The 18,231-nt window shown below is 45.5% G+C and carries 17 protein-coding genes; 10 read left to right on the top strand and 7 right to left on the bottom strand.

Annotated elements, in window-relative coordinates:
• Positions 1 to 15: 15 nt before the first annotated feature.
• Entirely contained in the window at positions 16 to 648 is a 633-nt protein-coding gene (locus G589_RS0111305) for a hypothetical protein (protein ID WP_330366696.1), read from the top strand.
• Positions 649 to 667: 19 nt separating this feature from the next.
• Positions 668 to 2,200, top strand: a complete 1,533-nt coding sequence (locus G589_RS21205) for a PP2C family protein-serine/threonine phosphatase (RefSeq protein ID WP_051192337.1) — start codon at positions 668 to 670, stop codon at positions 2,198 to 2,200.
• 83 nt (positions 2,201 to 2,283) lie between these two features.
• Here G589_RS21205 and G589_RS0111315 read toward each other — a convergent pair whose 3' ends face one another.
• A complete protein-coding gene (locus G589_RS0111315; RefSeq protein ID WP_026522224.1) occupies positions 2,284 to 2,490 on the bottom strand; it encodes a hypothetical protein in 207 nt (68 codons plus the stop codon).
• A gap of 239 nt (positions 2,491 to 2,729) precedes the next feature.
• Between G589_RS0111315 and G589_RS0111320 the strand changes: the two genes are divergently transcribed.
• The 3 genes from G589_RS0111320 (at position 2,730) to G589_RS0111330 (ending at position 6,317) form a co-directional block, all read left to right on the top strand.
• Positions 2,730 to 3,887 (top strand): hypothetical protein, encoded by a 1,158-nt coding sequence (locus G589_RS0111320; protein WP_026522225.1) that lies wholly within the window; start codon positions 2,730 to 2,732, stop codon positions 3,885 to 3,887.
• A gap of 125 nt (positions 3,888 to 4,012) precedes the next feature.
• On the top strand, positions 4,013 to 4,723 hold the full coding sequence (locus G589_RS0111325; RefSeq protein WP_026522226.1) for an ABC transporter ATP-binding protein: 711 nt from the start codon (positions 4,013 to 4,015) through the stop codon (positions 4,721 to 4,723).
• Positions 4,716 to 6,317 (top strand): putative ABC transporter permease subunit, encoded by a 1,602-nt coding sequence (locus tag G589_RS0111330; protein ID WP_035775945.1) that lies wholly within the window; start codon positions 4,716 to 4,718, stop codon positions 6,315 to 6,317. Before G589_RS0111325 ends, G589_RS0111330 begins: the two co-directional genes overlap by 8 nt.
• 78 nt (positions 6,318 to 6,395) lie before the next feature.
• Here the strand turns inward: G589_RS0111330 and G589_RS0111335 are convergent, their stop codons facing one another.
• The 5 genes from G589_RS0111335 to G589_RS0111360 form a co-directional block, all read right to left on the bottom strand.
• A complete protein-coding gene (locus G589_RS0111335) occupies positions 6,396 to 7,133 on the bottom strand; it encodes an amino acid ABC transporter ATP-binding protein (protein ID WP_026522228.1) in 738 nt (245 codons plus the stop codon).
• Entirely contained in the window at positions 7,120 to 7,806 is a 687-nt protein-coding gene (locus G589_RS0111340) for an amino acid ABC transporter permease (RefSeq protein WP_022770225.1), read from the bottom strand. Before G589_RS0111340 ends, G589_RS0111335 begins: the two co-directional genes overlap by 14 nt.
• 9 nt (positions 7,807 to 7,815) lie before the next feature.
• On the bottom strand, positions 7,816 to 8,583 hold the full coding sequence (locus G589_RS0111345; RefSeq protein WP_026522229.1) for a basic amino acid ABC transporter substrate-binding protein: 768 nt from the start codon (positions 8,581 to 8,583) through the stop codon (positions 7,816 to 7,818).
• Between the two features lie 649 nt (positions 8,584 to 9,232).
• On the bottom strand, positions 9,233 to 10,084 hold the full coding sequence (locus G589_RS0111355) for a permease prefix domain 1-containing protein (protein ID WP_026522230.1): 852 nt from the start codon (positions 10,082 to 10,084) through the stop codon (positions 9,233 to 9,235).
• A 22-nt stretch (positions 10,085 to 10,106) separates the two neighbouring features.
• On the bottom strand, positions 10,107 to 10,436 hold the full coding sequence (locus tag G589_RS0111360; protein ID WP_026512618.1) for a PadR family transcriptional regulator: 330 nt from the start codon (positions 10,434 to 10,436) through the stop codon (positions 10,107 to 10,109).
• Between the two features lie 205 nt (positions 10,437 to 10,641).
• Between G589_RS0111360 and G589_RS0111365 the strand changes: the two genes are divergently transcribed.
• Entirely contained in the window at positions 10,642 to 12,264 is a 1,623-nt protein-coding gene (locus G589_RS0111365) for a transglutaminase domain-containing protein (RefSeq protein WP_026522231.1), read from the top strand.
• A gap of 606 nt (positions 12,265 to 12,870) precedes the next feature.
• On the opposite strand, the gene G589_RS0111370 is transcribed toward G589_RS0111365, so the two are convergent.
• Positions 12,871 to 13,158, bottom strand: coding sequence for a hypothetical protein (locus tag G589_RS0111370; protein WP_022770231.1), 288 nt, complete (start codon positions 13,156 to 13,158; stop codon positions 12,871 to 12,873).
• Positions 13,159 to 13,271: 113 nt separating this feature from the next.
• On the opposite strand from G589_RS0111370, the gene G589_RS0111375 reads away from it, so the two are divergent.
• From G589_RS0111375 to G589_RS19725, 4 genes are all read left to right on the top strand, one after another.
• Complete coding sequence (locus G589_RS0111375; RefSeq protein ID WP_026522232.1) at positions 13,272 to 14,099, top strand: alpha/beta hydrolase; 828 nt, start codon at positions 13,272 to 13,274, stop codon at positions 14,097 to 14,099.
• A gap of 23 nt (positions 14,100 to 14,122) precedes the next feature.
• Positions 14,123 to 15,565 carry an MFS transporter gene (locus G589_RS0111380; protein ID WP_026522233.1) on the top strand — a complete coding sequence of 481 codons (1,443 nt, stop codon included), beginning with the start codon at positions 14,123 to 14,125 and terminating at the stop codon, positions 15,563 to 15,565.
• 42 nt (positions 15,566 to 15,607) lie between these two features.
• Positions 15,608 to 16,252, top strand: a complete 645-nt coding sequence (locus tag G589_RS0111385) for an MBL fold metallo-hydrolase (protein ID WP_026522234.1) — start codon at positions 15,608 to 15,610, stop codon at positions 16,250 to 16,252.
• Positions 16,253 to 16,316: 64 nt separating this feature from the next.
• Positions 16,317 to 18,215 carry an ABC transporter ATP-binding protein gene (locus G589_RS19725; protein WP_051192338.1) on the top strand — a complete coding sequence of 633 codons (1,899 nt, stop codon included), beginning with the start codon at positions 16,317 to 16,319 and terminating at the stop codon, positions 18,213 to 18,215.
• Positions 18,216 to 18,231: the final 16 nt, after the last annotated feature.

Here is an 18,231-nt window from a genome sequence, read left to right on the forward strand (position 1 = left end):
AAAAGAAGGCGCTAAATGACTATGGATACTTTTTGCTTTGGAAATCCGGACGCACCAAAGGTCCTCATCCAGCCCGTTGATGAGCACGACCTGGAGGTCCTGGAAAGCGAATTCAACATAATAAAGAGCCTGACCGACACGGACTTTTACCTCATTGCAGCCAAGGTCGGCAACTGGAACAAAGACTTATCTCCCTGGAAGGCACCTGCGGTATTTGGAAGCGAAGATTTCGGCGAAGGAGCCGGGGATTTTCTGAAAGCTCTTTTACCATTGTGCTCTGATGGGCAAAAGACATATTACATCGGCGGATATTCACTGGCAGGCCTGTTCGCGCTCTGGGCCGCCTTCCAAACAGACACATTTAAAGGAGTGGCAGCAGCATCGCCATCCATGTGGTTCCCGGGCTTTACAGAATATATGACCGAAAACGCCATAAAGTGCGACGCTGTCTACTTAAGTCTCGGCGACAAAGAAGCAAAAGCGAGAAACCCTATCATGGCCACAGTCGCAGACAAAATGTCCGAGGCTCAGGAAATCCTTAAGGCCAAAGGCGTTAACGTCACCTTCGTGTGGAACAGCGGAAATCACTTCAAAGAGTCAGACCTGCGAACTGCCAAGGCTTTCGCCTGGGTATTAAATAATACATAAATGTTTTTGGAGGAATACTATGCAATATATCAGCAAAGCACAGATGAAACGGCTAATGTGGGTATCTTTTTTCTGCATACTCATGATGTTCCTCACTGCGCAGTTTACGTTTTTGAGGGGCGTAGCCAATCTTAAGCCCATGTACGTGCTCAACATAGGAATGGATATGGTCAGCATGATGATGGGATATATGCTGTTTGTATGTTTTGTCATCGATGTGCAAAAGAACGGATCTGACCTTCGCTTTCTGATGTTGCTGCTTATAACGGCTTATGTCGGGTGCTTTACCGATGCCTGTGCATGGCTTGTGGATGGAATCCCGCAGCTGAGATGGGCTAACATTTTAGACAACACGGTGTACTATCTCTGTGCTCCGCTTGAAGCGTGCTATTTCTGGCTCTATACCATGACCTACTTAAAACTTGATGACAAATACATAAGGCTCGTGGGAAGGATCATTGTCCTCGGACTTATAGGGCCTATCAGCATGAGGATCATCAATCTTTTCACCGGAATATATTTCACAGTGGATGCATCCGGCGTTTATCAGAGAAGTCCCATGTATCTTCTCTCATTGATCTACGCCTATGTTGTTATGATCCTGGCTCTCATCGGAGTTATCTATCAGAGAAAGAAACTTCAGAGATTTCAGATAGTAACTTTCTTTGCGTATGCAGCAGTACCTCTGATCATAGGCGGGCTTACGGCGACCATGTACGGTCTTTCGCCAAGCGCATCTGTTGCCATGCTGATAATTCTTTTGATATACGGAATCCTTAACGTCAATCAGGGCAGGGAGAAAGCTGCGGCAGACAGAGACCTTATGGTGGCATCGGCCATTCAGGAGAATATTCTTCCCAAGACCTTCCCGTATCTGCCCGACAGAAAAGAGTTTGATCTTTATGCCACAATGAATCCCGCAAGGGAGGTTGGCGGCGACTTCTACGATTTCTTTATGGTGGATGATGACAGGCTGGTGCTCGTTATGGCCGACGTATCAGGTAAAGGTATTCCGGCAGCTCTTTTCATGATGGTATCAAGGACGCTTATCAAGAACAGGGCGCTTCTGGGAGAAGATCCCGCCAAGATCCTCTACGAAGTAAACAACCAGCTCTGCGAGGGAAATACGGCGGAACTCTTCGTTACAGTATGGCTCGCTACAGTTTCTTTATCCACAGGAGAGGGCCTTGCGGTCAATGCAGGACACGAGCATCCGGTACTCAAACACAAGGACGGAAAGTTTGAACTTGTTCACTACAAGCACTCACCTGCGGTAGCTACCGTGGAGGGCCTGAAATTCAGGCAGCATGAGTTTAAACTTGAACCCGGCGATACCTTCTTTGTTTATACCGACGGTGTCACAGAGGCAGCCAATGCAAACAATGTGTTCTTCGGAGAAGAGAGAATGCTGGAGGCTCTGAACAAGGATCAAGATGCAGATCCCGTAAGAATTCTTCTCAATGTTTCACAGAGCATCAAAGAATATGTTGGAGATGCCAAGCAGTTCGATGACATCACAATGCTGGCATTTACATATAACGGAGCTAATTAAGCAAAATAAAAGAACAGGAGGGGCAGCTTCCTGTTCTTTATTTTTTTGTTTGTTTTCCATATTCGGTTTTTATATTTTTTAAATCAGCCAACTAAGAACATCCTTCTTACTGCCTTGTTTCTGATGGAAACTTTGCGGATCTGGCCGATGATGATCTGAATTGCGATGCATCCGAAGATTATTCCGCAAGCTGCTGCAAAGATAGGATAAAGAGCTGATCCTGCTGCGATAGTGATTACTTCAAATACCAGTGTTAAGATGATGATTGCCTTTGCGATAATAGTTGTCATAATTTTGTTCCTCCTTAATTTGGGTTTTTCTCTCTTCTATTTTTGTGTTGCTGTATTTGTTTTGTTTTGTTGATTGTATGTTATCAAACCGAGTATCACAGAATTATCACAGGAGGCAAAAAGCTCGTGGTTATGCTTTTTTTAGAAACTCTTAAGATTTGCTGTGCAGTAACGGTGCTATAATGACTCCGTTGTGTAAATCGAACCGACGGAAAATCATAATAAGAAGAGGAGAGATTATGAAAAAGAAAATTTTACTTGTATTGATGATGAGTGTCTTTGCACTTCAGATGACAGCATGTGGAAAAGAGGCAGCTCCTGCCGAGACAGAGCCCGCTGAGACAACAGAAGCTGTAGAGACCACAGAGAATACTGAAAACACAGAGAATACAGAAATTGCAAATCCCTGGAAAGAGATCACAGAGGATGAGGCTGCTGCGCTGGTACCTAACAGCTTTAGCGCTCCCGAGGGTGCAACAAATGTAGTATGGAGAGCAATGGGTGACATGGATCCTTCTTCTTTTGAAGTTCCCGGACCAGTTATAGAGCTTGACTTTGATCTTAACGATATGAGCTTTACTGCAAGAGAGCAGATCACCGGAGATGATAACCAGGATATTTCAGGAATGTTCTATGACTGGACAGTTACTAATGATATTACACTTGCAAACTGGGCTGATGGTAACATGCCTGCAAAGGCTTCACGCTATGTAGGTGATAGCGAGAGCGCAGACCTTGTAACCTGGTATGATGTAGAGATCGGAATCAGCTACAGCCTTTCTACTGTTGCAAAAGACCTTGACGGCTTTGATCCTCAGGCTATCGTAGAAGCAATGTACGATCCAAACAAGCAGGCAAGCGCCGGCATTCCCGATGACGAGGATTCACATATTCCTATGGACATCACAGGATGTGACACATTCACACAGATCGTTGACAAGCTCCAGGCAGGTCAGGGCTATGCAAATGTAACTATCGCTGACAAGGACGTTCTTTTAGTTGCTTCAGGAACCTACGATTATGACGGAGACGGCAAGAAGTTCGTTGCAATCGATGCTGATGTTTATGAGTATGATGCAGACGGAAATATCTTATACCTCGGCTATGTTGAGTGCGGTGGTACAGCATATCCTCTTTCAGTTAAAGATGGCGTGCTCTATGTTGGAAACAACCACGGCATGCAGAAAATGACCATCACTGAGTTTGATATTCTTGCAGTTGATGAGAATGCTTATGTTGATTATGACTCAGACGGAAACGGAACTTACTACTACACATCAGAGCTCCGTACAGTAAACGAAGATCCTGACGGTAAGTTTGCAGATGATTCCAAGCTTAACGAGTTCTATGCGGATTACGAGAAAGCAGAGATGGTTGAATTTAATACAGTACAGTAATTTGCCAAATCAGGTGTAAAACGGGTCGATATCAGTGTGATATCGACCTTTTTCATATGCATATACTATGATAATGTTTAAATAACAAAAACTTAAATGGGGTTCAGTTATGGAGGAAGTAGAAAATGTTGGAGATAAAAAACTATTCTAAGTCTTACGACGGAGGGAAAAAAGCTGCGGACCATGTGACACTTACCGTAGAGAGCGGCGATATTTACGGCTTTATCGGTCACAACGGCGCAGGAAAATCCACAACTATCCGTGCAGTGGTAGGCGTCCTTGATTTTGACGAGGGTGAGATCCTTATTGATGGCCATTCCGTAAAAGATGAGCCCATGGAATGCAAGAAGATCACCGCCTACATCCCTGACAATCCGGACCTGTACGAGAATCTGACAGGAATCCAGTACCTTAATTTCGTGGCAGATGTCTTTGACATTAGTGCCAAGGACAGAGAAGAGAAGATCAAGAAATATGCAGACCTGTTTGAGATCACAAGTGCCCTTGGAGATCAGATCGCCTCATACTCACACGGTATGAAGCAGAAGGTCGCCATTATCTCGGCACTGATCCATGATCCAAAGCTTCTGGTTCTCGATGAGCCCTTCGTTGGTCTCGACCCCAAGGCGACTTTTACGTTAAAAGAGATAATGCATGAGATGTGCGATCGTGGAACGGCCGTATTTTTCTCAACCCACGTTCTTGATGTTGCTGAAAAGCTCTGCAACAAGGTTGCAATAATAAAGCAAGGAAAGATCATAGCTGCCGGAACCATGGAGGAGCTGACGGAAGGTCATTCTTTGGAGGAAGCATTCCTGGAGGCTGATAATGGATAAGAAGAATCTGATTTTGTTAAAAACTCTTCTTCTTTCTACCAGCAGGGTGAACATCCTTAAGCATTCAAAAGACAAAAAGAAGAAGAATAAAATAATCGCAGCATATGTGGGATTGTTTTTCCTGTATGCGATGATAATGGCTTACAGCATTCTGATGTGCGTCGGATATGGAATGATGGGGATCATCGATTCGGTCCCTGCCATGTGCGCACTTGTGATCAGCTCTTTGGCCTTTGTGTTTACGGTCTTTAAGACCAACGGATATCTCTTTAACTTCAAGGAATATGACATGCTGATGTCACTTCCTTTTGAGAGCAGCACTGTAGCAGGGTGCAAGTTCCTTTACATGTACATAAAGACACTGCCCTGGTATATGAGCGTTTCGGTTGCTATGCTTATCGGCTACGCGATATTCGCAGGCGCTGGTCCAATAATCTGGCTCTACTGGATACTGCTTTCATTCTTTATTCCGCTGATCCCGATGCTGGCTGCATCCTTTGTGGGATTTATCATAGCCAGGATCAGTTCCGGATTTAAGAAGACGAATTTGATCCAGACAATACTTGCTTTTGTATTTATCATTTTCAGCTTTTCTCTTCGCTACATAATTGAGCATTTCTTTGAAAACGGAAGAGCAGAGCAGACTCTTGAGAATATGTCGCAGGCTACAGAAAAAGCATCGGGGATTTACCTTCCAATGGGATGGTTTTCTGACGCAGTTACAAAGGGAAGTATTTTAAGCGGACTTCTGCTTATAGTGGTGTCGGCAGCTCTTTTCCTGATCCTGTTCCGCATAGTGGGAAGGTCATACAGAAATATCAATTCTGCACTTAAGACCCACGCTGCCGGCGGCAAATTCAAGATGACCACTCAGAAAAAGAGAAGTCTCGTTACCGCCATTGCCTACAAAGAATTCAGGAGAATGCTGGGTTCAACAACTTACATCACCAATGCGGCTGTAGGCGAAGTGCTGGCAGTGGTTTTGGGAATTGCGACACTGATTTTCGGATTCGATGTAATTGTGTCAAAGGTGACTTCCGGCGCACCCCTTGATTCGATGATATTGCAGCCGGCGATTCCGTTTATTGCATACTTCCTGGTGGGAATGATGTCTACAACATCCTGTTCGCCGTCCCTTGAGGGCAAGAACTACTGGATAGTGCAGAGCATGCCCATAGAAAAGAAGACTCTTTATCAGGGCAAGATGCTCTTTAACATGTGCCTGACAGTGCCTTTCATGGTATTTACGGTGCTGTGCTTATGCATCTCGGCAAGAGTTCCTGTGATCAATACACTTTTGTATATCATCCTTGGAACCGCCTTGTGTGCCTTCTCTACAGCCTGGGGCTGCGTTTGCGGAATAAAGCACATGAAGCTCGACTGGGAGAATGAAGTTGAGGTCATCAAACAGGGACCGGGCGTTGCATGGTATATGCTTCCGAATATGTTTGTGGTCATGATCCTTGTGGTGCTTATAGTATTTCTTGGAATGCGTATAGACCATAAGATATTGGCTCTGATATTTACTGCGATCGCCGGAGTGCTGGCGCTTCTTAGCTACAAGCGAGCTCTGGCGCTGGCAGAGAAGAAATAAGAGATACGAATCAAGATATAAAGATATAAAGACAGCCGTCGGAGGTTTGCGTCTCCGGCGGCTTAATTGTGCCTTTTATTATAATACTTTCGATAAGAAGTCCTTAAGCCTCTGGCTCTGAGGATTTTCGAAGAATTCCTTGGGGGTGTTCTCCTCTAAGATATTTCCTTCATCCATAAAGAGCACCTTGGTGGCAACCTCTCTTGCAAATCCCATCTCGTGAGTTACAACCACCATGGTCATTCCGTCATCGGCAAGCTGTTTCATAACGTCGAGAACTTCGCCTACCATCTCGGGATCAAGAGCTGATGTCGGCTCATCAAAGAGCATCATTTCGGGATTCATGCACAGTGAGCGCACGATCGCGATTCTCTGCTTCTGACCACCTGATAAAGAAACCGGATAAACGTCGGCTTTATCGAGAAGATTAACTCTCTTAAGGAGCTCTGTTGCCTTTTCCCTTGCCTCTTTTTCACTCATTACCTTGAGCTTGACGGGAGCGAGGATGATGTTATCCATAACGGTGAGATTGTTGAAGAGGTTGAAGTTCTGGAACACCATTCCCATGCGCTGTCTGATCTTGTTGATGTTGATCTTGGGATCGGTGATCTCCTGAGCGTCAAAGTAAATCTCGCCGGATGTAGGTCTTTCAAGGAGGTTAAGACACCTAAGGAAGGTGCTCTTTCCTGAACCTGAAGGGCCGACGATAACAATCTTTTCACCCTTGCCGACTTCATATGTAATACCGTTTAAGACCTTTGTTGTAGATCCGTCGGTATTTTTAAATTCTTTATAGAGATTATTAACGTTTATCACTCTTACGCATCCTCCTTTCAAGTTTGCCAAGGAGTATGGTCAGCAGTTTGATGATCACAAAGTAAACAACCGCTGCACCGATGAGAGGCATAAAAGCATCATAGGTCCTTGAAGCTACCTGGTTTGCCACACGTGTGAGGTCTGCGAGAGAAACGTAACCTACGATCGCAGTCTCTTTTATCAGAGTTATGAACTCGTTGCCAAGGGGCGGGATGACATTCTTGATGGCCTGTGGAAGGATGATGTAGCGCATGGTAGCTGCCTTGGAGAGACCAAGACTTCTGCCGGCTTCCATCTGACCCTTGTCAACAGCAAGGATTCCGCCGCGGACGATCTCCGATACGTAAGCTCCGGAGTTGATTCCGAAGGAAAGTGATGCCACCAGGATTCCGTTGTTGGAGGAAGCCATGATGATGAACCACATGATAAGGAGCTGCAGTACGCTGGGAGTTCCTCTGATGATGTCCACGTAAACTGTGGCTATGTAGTTAAGGATGGTAGGCCTTCCGTCTTCGGTGGTGGAGAGTTTCATAAGGGCAACAACAGTTCCGATTATGATACCCAGAATTCCGGCAAATATGGCAACTTCGAGAGTGATGCCAAGACCTGCCAGGTACTGTTTCCAGCGATCACCGGTTATGAAAGCCGCAATAAAACGTTCAGATAAAGTCATTTAAAAGAATTACTCCTCAATGTATTTTTTAACGAGGCTGTCGTATGTTCCGTCTTCCTTGAGTGCCTTAAGTGCTGCGTTGATCTTCTCTGCAAGCTCTGTGTTTCCCTTAGGAAGTGCGATTGCGTAGTTCTCAGGCTCAAAGTCAAAGTTTGTTCCGGGAACAACGTCAACCTTGTCGGGGAACTGAGCGCCGAATACCTCAGCGGGGTTTTTGTCTACGATAACGCAGTCAACACGGCCGTTGTTGAGGTCGTTAACAGCATCTACTGCTTTATTATAAGCGGATACTTCAGCGCCTTCAATCTCATCTGCGATGAACTCGCCTGTTGTTCCGAGCTGAACACCGATCTTGAGACCCTTTAAGTCGTCAGCTGTAGCGATTGCAGATCCCTTGGGAACGATAACGTCCTGAACTGCCTCGTAGTAAGAATCTGAGAAATCAACGGTCTTCATTCTCTCTTCTGTTACAGTCATACCTGCGATAGCAACGTCAATCTTGTTTCCGATAGAAGATACAAGTGAGTCAAACTCCATATCCTGGATCTGAACTTCGAATCCTGCCTTCTCACCGATGGCCTTGATAAGAGCTACGTCAAATCCGTCAGGCTTTCCGTCATCTCCAACATACTCAAAGGGTGGGAATGCAGCGTTTGTACCAACTACAAGTGTCTCGCCGGTGCTTCCTGCAGAACCATTTGATGCGCTTCCGCAACCAACAAGTGAGCCAAGAGCTACAACTGCAGTAAGTGCTACTGCGATAATTTTCTTTTTCATAATAATATCCTCCTGTTTTTATACATTTTCTGCATAAATATACACGTTTTATGTATAATATAACAGCGATATTAAAATATATCAAGTACTAAATTTAATTTTCGTTCTGTTGCCTGAAAAAAGAGCTTATTTTTGTTTTGAGCCCCGGGGACGGAGTCAAGGGTTCATTTTTGTTTTGAGCCCCGGGGACGGAGTCAGGGGCTCATTTTGGTGCTGGGGTGGTACATCACAAAGTGCTAGCTTTCTGTGCGATGGTTGGAAACGTAATTTCGACCACCCCACAACTTTCCTCTATGCAAAAAATAGTTGGAAATTGCAAAAAAGATTTTCGCGTCGCAAACAAGTATTTGCAAAAAACTACATCACAACGTTCCGTGGAGCCGATGCTTGTGATGTAGCCACTATGTTAGGCATCAAATTTTTCAGAAACCCGGCTTTGAATTTTCCTACCAAAAATTCATATATAAATTTTTGTGATGCTTTTTAAAAACAGACTCCAACCAACAAGCCCATAAAGGATGTCTTGTGATGCACTTTTGACCTGTCACCTTGCAAGCAAACAAAAAAGAAGTCAAAGAGAACCGTCCCCTTTGACTCCTTTTTGAATTGTCTGAAAATGAGCCCCTGACTCCGTCCCCCAGGGCTCATTTTATGCCTCAGGGTTTTTATTCAGTGAAAGAAGCTTCTCATATGCTGAAACTTTTCTTGAAGAATTCAGTATAAAGAAAACTCCGATGCCGACCAGGACAAATATCAGTGATGGTCCGACAGCATTTGAGAGAATCTTGATCTTCATTGCACCAAGAACGCTCACCGGGATCACGCTGCAGATGCAGCACATAACGCCAAGGGCGAACATGAAGTGCTGACTTGAATTGTTCTCTTCAAGCTCTTTTTTTACAAATTCTTCAGTCTCGATTTCGAGGCCACAGTTGCCCTGATCAAGGAACTCCCAGCCCTTTCTCTTGGTGCCTGATAACAGGATCAGTCCAACACCGATGGCAACTGACAGGAACAAAAATCCCACGCCAAAGCTTGATAAGAAATTAGTGAAGGCATTGCTTCCAAAGATGTCCTCAAAGACACTGAAAAGCACTGGTCCGGCCGGTGAGAGGATGCAGAAGAATACGCCAAGCCCGAAAATAAATGTGGAAAGTGAGTTGTCCATGACATAATCATTGGCCTCGTCTATTGTCAGCAGGCGTCTTCCTTCGCTCTCATAAGTTACGTTCTCGATGGTTGCAACTGTCTGTACCGGCTCTGAAACTACCGGGACGATGGTATCTCTTTTGCCAAGATCCAAGGATTCCTTGAGCTCATCGATGTTTCCAAACTCGGTGATGATAGTTCCGACGATGGCATTCTCGGCCATTCCCTGCGCTTTGAGCTCGTTGTACTTATCTTCCATCATGGAAAAGAGCTCGCTCTTAGCCCTGCGTGTTTCCTCTGTGTCAGGCAAATTTGCAAACATTGTTTCAAGATAATTCTTAATTGTTTCCATATCACTTCTCTCCCCTAAAATCTTAATCTGATATAAATCTCTCAATTACATCCTTGGTCAGCCGCCACTCTTCACATTTTTCCTTGTAGTAGACTCTTCCTGCCTCGGTTATCTGATAGTAGGTCCTGCGCTTTCCGTTATCCGCTTCCTGACTGAAAGAGGTGATGTAACCGTTCTTTTCAAGTCTTGTAAACGCGGAGTAGAGCGTTGTCTCTTTTATCAGGTATTTGTTCTCCGACAGAGCCTTGATGTTCCTGGATATCTCGTATCCGTAGGAGGGCTCTTCCATCAGGAAAAATAGGATAATGGTGTCGTTGTAGCCTCGGATCACATCACTGCTGATTTCCTGCATATTCTGATACCTTATTCCTGTTGTTTGTTTATACTACGACCATCGTTACTACGACTGTCATAGTAAATATACAACGACTGTCGTAGTATGTCAAGCGATGCCAATAGATAATAATAATGTAATGGTGTCTTTATTGTTTTTTAACACTTTAATGATAAAATACAATTGAAAAAATGTACTGTTTTTGGGATGCACGGAGGCACAGATGAAAATAGTAGATAAACTTTTGCATTTAATTCTAGGGGTGATCGTGCTAATTGTGGCGCTCATCCTTCTTTGTGCTGCAAATCCTGACGTGAGACAGGTTGCAGCAGGCATAGCTCAGAGCATAGGACCTATCTATGTTCCGCCGGCAGAGGAAGAAGCGGAAGTACAACAGGCAAGTGCGGGTGAATCAGGCGAGGAAGCACCTCAGGAAACCACATACACTGTATCGATGGATCCAAGCAAATTCATATATGCTGATGAGCTGGTAAAGACTGTTGTTGAAGCAACAGATTTCGCGCCTCAGGAAGAGAGCTACAGTGATTATGGCGATAAGCGCGACCTGACAGGCGTTATGAATGATGGAGCGCTTCAGGACTATAACCCGGGTAACGACGAATATTTGCAGCTGGTAGAACAAGGTGATGAAGGGCTGCTGACACTTGATGAATATTTGAACCAGGCTGTTAAAAAGAGTGATGCCAAGCTGGCAGAACCTGATGTCACGGAGATCACAGACCCTCAGGAAGCACAGAACATTGCGGACACAGTACCCTTGGGCGAAACCGGTGAAGATGCCGAGTTCGACAAGCTCTTTTACCCTTACTATCATATGCTCGGCGAGAAAGAGCAGAAATTATATAAGCAGATATATGCCAACGCAAATGCGCTGACTCCGGAGTTCAGGCCGGTTGAGGATTGCACTCCGAAGGAATGGATTGCTGCCTGGGACTGCGTTTTCTATGATCATCCGGAGCTGTTCTGGATGGATAATACCAAGTACTATGAGTCTGACTACAGCGGTAAAGTGATCAAAGTCGGCCTTAAATTCTATGCGGAAATTCCGGATGTAGCGAAGGCTAAGCTGCGTTTTAATGATGATGCGAACAAGATTCTGGCGGGAGCTCAGAGCCTTGAAACGGATTACGATAAAGAGAAATACATCCACGATGCTTTGGTCGACAAGATAACCTATATGTTCAACACGCTGGATCAGAGCGCCTTCAGCTCTATCCCCAATGACTACACGGTTTGCTGCGGATATGCCAAGGCGTTCCAGTATCTGATGCAGCAGCTGGGTGTTCCTACATACTTTGTGATCGGATGGGGCGGAGAGCTTCATGCCTGGAACATCATAAAGCTTGACGATGAGTACTACAACGTGGACTGTACCTGGGATGACACTGACCCTAAGACGTACGATTTCTTTAACGTGACTGACAGGAAAAATCTGATGCATTCAAGGATGTATCAGTCAAGATATCTTCCTGCTTGTAACGGAACCACATACAGCGGTCTTGAAAATACTGCACCAAATTTAAAAAAGCTTGGAGCTGCAACAGATAAGATTTATACCGATAAGGTTGAATATGCTAATGACCTGATTGATCTGCTGACAAAAGCGATTGCTTCCAAAAAGCAGAGTGCGGATATTAAGCTTGTGATAAGCAGAGAATTGTTCATAGAGTGGTACAGAGCATTCTTTGGAACGCAGTATCAGGACGGCGCGAATAATATGCTCTCTTATACCGGAGAAGATAATAGTAGTCTTGTCATGATGTTCGAGCGCCTTGATAGCGGAGACTATCTGATCACACACCATGTTGATCTGATTGCTGAGTAAACCAGAAATGAGCCCTGGGGACGGAGTCAGGGGCTCATTTTCAGACAATTCAAAAGGAGTCAAAGGGGACGGTTCTCTTTGACTTCTTTTTTGTTTGCTTGCAAGGTGACAGGTCAAAAGTGCATCACAAGACATCCTTTATGGGCTTGTTGGTTGGAGTCTGTTTTTAAAAAGCATCACAAAAATTTATATATGAATTTTTGGTAGGAAATTTCAAAGCCGGGTTTCTGAAAAATTTGATGCCTAACATAGTGGCTACATCACAAGCATCGGCTCCACGGAACGTTGTGATGTGTTTTTTGGCAAATACTTGTTTGCAACGCGAAAATCTTTTTTGCAATTTCCAACTATTTTTTGCATAGAGGAAAGTTGTGGGGTGGTCGAAATTTCGTTTCCAACCATCGCACAGAAAGCTAGCACTTTGTGATGTACCCCACCACAAAATGAACCCTTGACTCCGTCCCTGGGGCTCAAAACAAAAATGAGCCCTCGACTCCGTCACCGGGGCTCCCTGGGGCTCAAAACAAAAATGAGCCCTTGACTCCGTCCCCGGGGCTCAAAATAAAAAGGAGTCAAAGAGAACCGTCCCCTTTGACTCCTTTTATATTACTCGATTGTTTTCTTGAAAAGATTTGCGGAATATTCTGTGAAGTTGTCCTCAACCCAGGTGGTGAATTCTGCGGGGGTGATGACTTTGTCTGCGAAGATCTCTACGACGATATCGTCGTTAACATCCACAACTCTCTTATATAACTCAACGATCAGGTCGTTCAGAAAAACCTGGGTTCCGGTGCTTGGTAACTGATCCAGCTCGATGAGAGTGTCGGTGATTTCCTTTGAAATGTGGTGTTCGTGCTTGATTGCTTCCAGAAGTTCTTTTTCGTTCTTTACCATGACCCTTTTGCCTCCCCAAAAAGTGAATGTTTTTACACTATTATTCTATCACATTTGCTATAATTTTATTTGTGAAAAAAGGAAACTAAACTTCATAGTATCAGGAGGACAACATGGCACTCATTCAAGTGAACTATCTTTCAAAATCTTTGTTCAGGACCGTTCCGGTTAACGTGATCCTTCCGGTGGATAAGCTGGATTTCGAAACTTTTTCCTACGCGTCAAAAGACGGATATAAGTTCAAGACTCTCTATCTTCTTCATGGCCTTCTTGGAAACTACACCGACTGGGTGAGTGGAACCAGGATCCAGAGATGGGCGGAGGAGAAGAATCTGGCAGTTGTAATGCCATCCGGAGATAACGCCTTTTATATCAACAGCCGCATCAGCAAGAATGATTACAGCACCTTTATAGGAAAAGAGCTTGTGGAGATCACCAGGAGGATGTTCCCGTTATCAGACAAAAGAGAAGATACCTTCATCGCAGGTCTTTCCATGGGAGGGTACGGCGCGCTCAGAAACGGTATTGTATATAGCGATACCTTCAGCCATGTTATTGGGCTCTCATCAGCAGTTCATCACATGGAGGAGGGCGACACCGAGAGGTTCATGGTGGAATCTCTTTTCGACGACCTTGACGAAGCCCTTAAGACTGATGCAAACCCAAGGGTTGCCTTCGCAGATATGGTAAAAGACAAAAGACCCATCCCGAAGTTCTATCTCTCCTGCGGAACAGAAGACGGCCTCTACGATGCCAACGTTAGATTCAGAGAATTCCTGAAGGAAAACGGAGCAGATGTGACCTGGGATGAAGAAAAAGGCGGCCACGACTGGGATTTCTGGGACAGCCAGATAAAGAAAGTCATCGACTGGCTTCCGCTTGATGAAGGCGCGAGCGGCCTTAGCAGCGGCCATGTAAAGATCGAAAACGATTCGCTATAAAACAGACTTTTGGGGGAATAAGTATGGGGAACAGCATTGATAAGAAAACCAAATGGTGTTACTGCGTAGGTGCCACTGGGCGAGATGCAGCCTACGTTCTGGTAAGCATGTTTGTACTTACCTATGTCCAGTACACTATGAAGCTCACGGTAGCTCAGTTCTCGGTAATATCCGCAGCAATGGTTGTCTGCATGGTCTGGGATGCGGTTAATGACCTTCTCATGAGCACCATAATAGAGAACTGCCATTTTAAGAGCGGTAAGTTCAGACCCTTCATCATTGTCGGCGCAATACTGAACGCTATCGTCATCATCGCGATGTTTACCATAAGACCGACAGGTTGGGCCTTTGTCTTTTTCTTCAGTTTCATTTATCTAATGTGGGGAATGACCTACACCATCAACGACATCGCCTACTGGGGCATGCTTCCGAGCCTCTCCAGCGACCCGAAGGAAAGAGACTCCCTGGTAACCCTTATGGGAATCTTTATCTGCGTCGGCCAGTTTCTGGTGGCAGGACTTGTGCCGATAGTCATCGCAGGTAACGCAGTCATGGCCTTCAGAGTTGTGGCACTCATAGTTGCACTTGGCTTTGTTGCCTTCCAGACCCTGACGTTTCTTGGAGTAACCGAGACCAAAAGACATGACGACAATAACAACAAAGTCGGCTTAAAGAGCATGGCCGGAATCCTTGCAAGGAACGACCAGCTCATCACTGTGGGCATAGCTTATATCCTGTTCTGCGTGGGGCAGCAGCTCTTGTTCCTCCTTGCGCTGAACTTCTTTTACTTCCAGTTCGGATACTCCGAGAGCGGAAACCTTGTAACGATATTTACTGTGATGTACGGACTTGGAACCATGCTGGCACAGTTTGCATACCCGATACTCTCAGCCAGATTTACCAGAAACAAGATCATAACCTGCACGCTGATCTGCCTTGTGATAGGGTATCTTATCTTCCTCGGCTATGGCTACATAATCCCTGCAAACATCATACTTCTCAACATACTTGGCTTTGTGATCTTCTTTGCCCAGGCCCTTTATAACCTGGCGGTCATCGTCATGGTCAACAACACTATAGAGTACGACGAGTACAAGTATGGCGAGAGGCACGACAGTATAATCTCAGCCATCAGGTCTTTTGCCGTAAAATTATCTAACGCTCTGAACCAGGCAGCAGCTTCTCTGATACTGATAGTCAGCGGGATCTACGCCGTGAGCCAGAACATCAGCGCACTGGAGATGGAAGTCGGAGCGGGAACCATTGACCGGCAGACAGCGCTCGCACAGGCCGACAGCTTCATCGCCACAGTTCAGCCCTCCCAGACTCTTACCCTGAGAGTAGGAATGGTCTTTGTTCCGCTGATCATGATGACTCTGGCATATCTGATACTGAGGGCCAGATACAAAATTGATGAGAAAGAGTACGACAGAATCGTTGCGGAGATAGCCAAAAGGCAATTATAATAAAGTCAGAAACCGGTAACTGCATTAAATGGAGAAAAGAACATGACAGACCAGATTGAAGTTTTCACACACAGCAGCATCAGGATAAAAGATGATTCAAGAACCATTTACGTAGATCCTTACAAGATCAGGGAAGACTATAAGGATGCAGATTATATCTTTGTTACCCACGGACATTACGACCATTTTTCCGTGGAGGATATCAAGAAAGTTGCCACGAAATCTACAATACTGGTGGTTCCCGAGAGCATGGTCGATGACGCAAGGGAAGTCGAGATTCTGGTAAAAGAGATCGTGACAGTAAAGCCCGGTGACAAGACAGAAATAGAGGGGCTGGAAGTTGAGGCAGTTCCTGCCTATAACAACATAAAGCCCTTCCACCCAAAGAGAGCAGAATGGGTTGGATATATCCTTGGCGTGGGTGGCAAGCGCATTTACATCGCAGGCGACACAGGACTTACCAAGGAATCAAAGGAAGTTAAGTGCGACATCGCTATGGTGCCCATCGGCGGAACCTACACCATGGATGCCAAGAAGGCAGCAGATCTTATCAACATCATTAAGCCGTCTGTTGCGATCCCGACACACTACGGAAGCGTGGTCGGCAAGCCATCTGATGCCGAGCATTTTGCAGAGCTGGTAAAAGAGCCTGTGAAGGTGGTCACCAAGATCCAGTATTTTGACTAAAGAATTATGAGGAGTTTCCGCTAAGGAGACTCCTTTTTAGAAGATAAGTTTGGGAGGAGAGCATATGCCGGGACCGGGATTTCATGGGGGATTGGGACCCAGAGGTTTTTTGACAGACGAAGAGAAGAATAATCTGCCTCAGGTGGATTCGAAACTCCTTGTCAGGATTCTTTCGTATATGAAGCCTTACTGGCTTCAGTTTGTATTTGTCTTTGTGGCAATACTTATCAGCGCTGTGGTAGGTCTTTTGCCATCTATCATCACAGGTAAGATCGTGGATGAAGCCCTTATCAACAAGGATATGGCGCTCCTTGTCCGCCTTCTTCTCATGGCCTTTGCAACTCTTGCTGCTTCGCAGATTGTGGGAGTTTTGGAGCGCTACATAAATGCCTGGATAGCGCAGCGCATCATCTATGACATGAAGAACGAGATGTATCACCATCTGCAGTACATGCCACATTCCTTCTTTACCACAGAGAAACAGGGTGACATCATAACCCGCATGAATACTGATATCAGCGGAGTCAGCAGCGTCATTTCCGGAACGCTCTCAAGTGTTGTTTCAAACGCAGCGACACTTATAACCACGCTGGTTGCGCTCTTTGCCATGAGCTGGAAGCTGGCCATTGTGGGCGTTATCATCATTCCGCTTCTGATCCTTCCGACCAAGAGAGTCGGCAAGAACCAGTGGAAGATCCGCACGGATTCCCAGGCCAAGAACGACGAGATGAATCAGCTGATAAATGAAACCTTAAGCGTCAGCGGTTCAATGCTGGTCAAGCTCTTTACAAGAGAGGAGCGCGAGTTTGAGAAATTCAAAAAGACCAACGAGGAGCTCACAGCGCTGAACTTAAAAGAGCAGAGGAGCGGCAGCTGGTTCAGGGTTGTCATGGGCATGTTCACCCAGGTAGGACCTCTTCTTATGTACTTTGCAGGTGGTTACCTTATCATTTCAAAGCTTGATGAGAGCCTTACCGTCGGTATGATCACCGCCATGGTTGCCTTGATAAACAGGCTCTATCGCCCGGTTCAGGAGCTCTTAAACCTTCAGGTCGACTTCACAAGAAGCCTTGCGCTATTCACCAGGATATTTGCCTACTTCGACATGAAGAGCAATATAGTTTCACCTGAAAATGGTAAAAGACCTGACGTCCGCTGCAAGGATATCGAATATAGCCACGTGCGTTTCTCCTACGACCCGGAGGTTCCAATCTTAAAAGACGTGAACTTCACGGTACCGGGAGGCAAGATGTATGCCATCGTAGGCCCATCCGGTTCAGGCAAATCCACCGTTGTAAACCTTATCCCAAGGCTCTACGATGTGCTTGGAGGCTCAGTTAAGATAGGCGGCGTCGACGTCCGCGACTTCGATCTTTCATACCTTAGATCAAACATCGGAGTGGTAACTCAGGAGACATATCTTTTCAATGGAACGATCAAAGAGAACCTCCTCTATGCCAAGGAAGATGCCACGGATGAAGAACTGATACAGGCCTGTAAAAATGCCAACATCCACGATTTTATCGCATCCCAGCCTGAAGGCTATAACACAATGGTGGGTAACAGAGGACTTAAGCTTTCAGGCGGTGAGAAGCAGAGACTCTCAATCGCAAGAGTAATCTTAAAAGATCCCAAGATCCTGATCCTGGACGAAGCTACAAGTGCTCTTGATTCAATATCAGAGAACGCGATCCAGGATGCCCTTGAGCTGCTTATGCATGGCAGGACCAGCATAGTGATCGCCCACAGACTCTCGACCATCTTAAAAGCCGACGCCATACTGGTTGTCAAAGACGGCGTCATAGCCGAGCAGGGATCACACGAATCACTTCTTGCTCTGGGCGGTATATATAAAGAGCTCTACGAAACCCAGTTCCGACTTGTCCTTGATATGGAGGGCGAGGGAGACGTGCAGAAATCAGACTATTGGGGTAATATAGAAGAAGACACAATTGGCTTCTAGCTACAAAGGAGATTTA

This window comes from Butyrivibrio sp. VCB2001, assembly GCF_000423965.1.
In the GTDB taxonomy this organism is placed as follows: domain Bacteria; phylum Bacillota; class Clostridia; order Lachnospirales; family Lachnospiraceae; genus Butyrivibrio.

Bases quoted from the DNA above. Each gene is read 5' to 3' on its own strand.
- G589_RS0111305 (WP_330366696.1), top strand. From the start codon at position 16: ATGACTATGGATACTTTTTGCTTTGGAAATCCGGACGCACCAAAGGTC.
- G589_RS21205 (WP_051192337.1), top strand. From the start codon at position 668: ATGCAATATATCAGCAAAGCACAGATGAAACGGCTAATGTGGGTATCT.
- G589_RS0111315 (WP_026522224.1), bottom strand. From the start codon at position 2,490: ATGACAACTATTATCGCAAAGGCAATCATCATCTTAACACTGGTATTT.
- G589_RS0111320 (WP_026522225.1), top strand. From the start codon at position 2,730: ATGAAAAAGAAAATTTTACTTGTATTGATGATGAGTGTCTTTGCACTT.
- G589_RS0111325 (WP_026522226.1), top strand. From the start codon at position 4,013: ATGTTGGAGATAAAAAACTATTCTAAGTCTTACGACGGAGGGAAAAAA.
- G589_RS0111330 (WP_035775945.1), top strand. From the start codon at position 4,716: ATGGATAAGAAGAATCTGATTTTGTTAAAAACTCTTCTTCTTTCTACC.
- G589_RS0111340 (WP_022770225.1), bottom strand. From the start codon at position 7,806: ATGACTTTATCTGAACGTTTTATTGCGGCTTTCATAACCGGTGATCGC.
- G589_RS0111345 (WP_026522229.1), bottom strand. From the start codon at position 8,583: ATGAAAAAGAAAATTATCGCAGTAGCACTTACTGCAGTTGTAGCTCTT.
- G589_RS0111355 (WP_026522230.1), bottom strand. From the start codon at position 10,084: ATGGAAACAATTAAGAATTATCTTGAAACAATGTTTGCAAATTTGCCT.
- G589_RS0111360 (WP_026512618.1), bottom strand. From the start codon at position 10,436: ATGCAGGAAATCAGCAGTGATGTGATCCGAGGCTACAACGACACCATT.
- G589_RS0111365 (WP_026522231.1), top strand. From the start codon at position 10,642: ATGAAAATAGTAGATAAACTTTTGCATTTAATTCTAGGGGTGATCGTG.
- G589_RS0111370 (WP_022770231.1), bottom strand. From the start codon at position 13,158: ATGGTAAAGAACGAAAAAGAACTTCTGGAAGCAATCAAGCACGAACAC.
- G589_RS0111375 (WP_026522232.1), top strand. From the start codon at position 13,272: ATGGCACTCATTCAAGTGAACTATCTTTCAAAATCTTTGTTCAGGACC.
- G589_RS0111380 (WP_026522233.1), top strand. From the start codon at position 14,123: ATGGGGAACAGCATTGATAAGAAAACCAAATGGTGTTACTGCGTAGGT.
- G589_RS0111385 (WP_026522234.1), top strand. From the start codon at position 15,608: ATGACAGACCAGATTGAAGTTTTCACACACAGCAGCATCAGGATAAAA.
- G589_RS19725 (WP_051192338.1), top strand. From the start codon at position 16,317: ATGCCGGGACCGGGATTTCATGGGGGATTGGGACCCAGAGGTTTTTTG.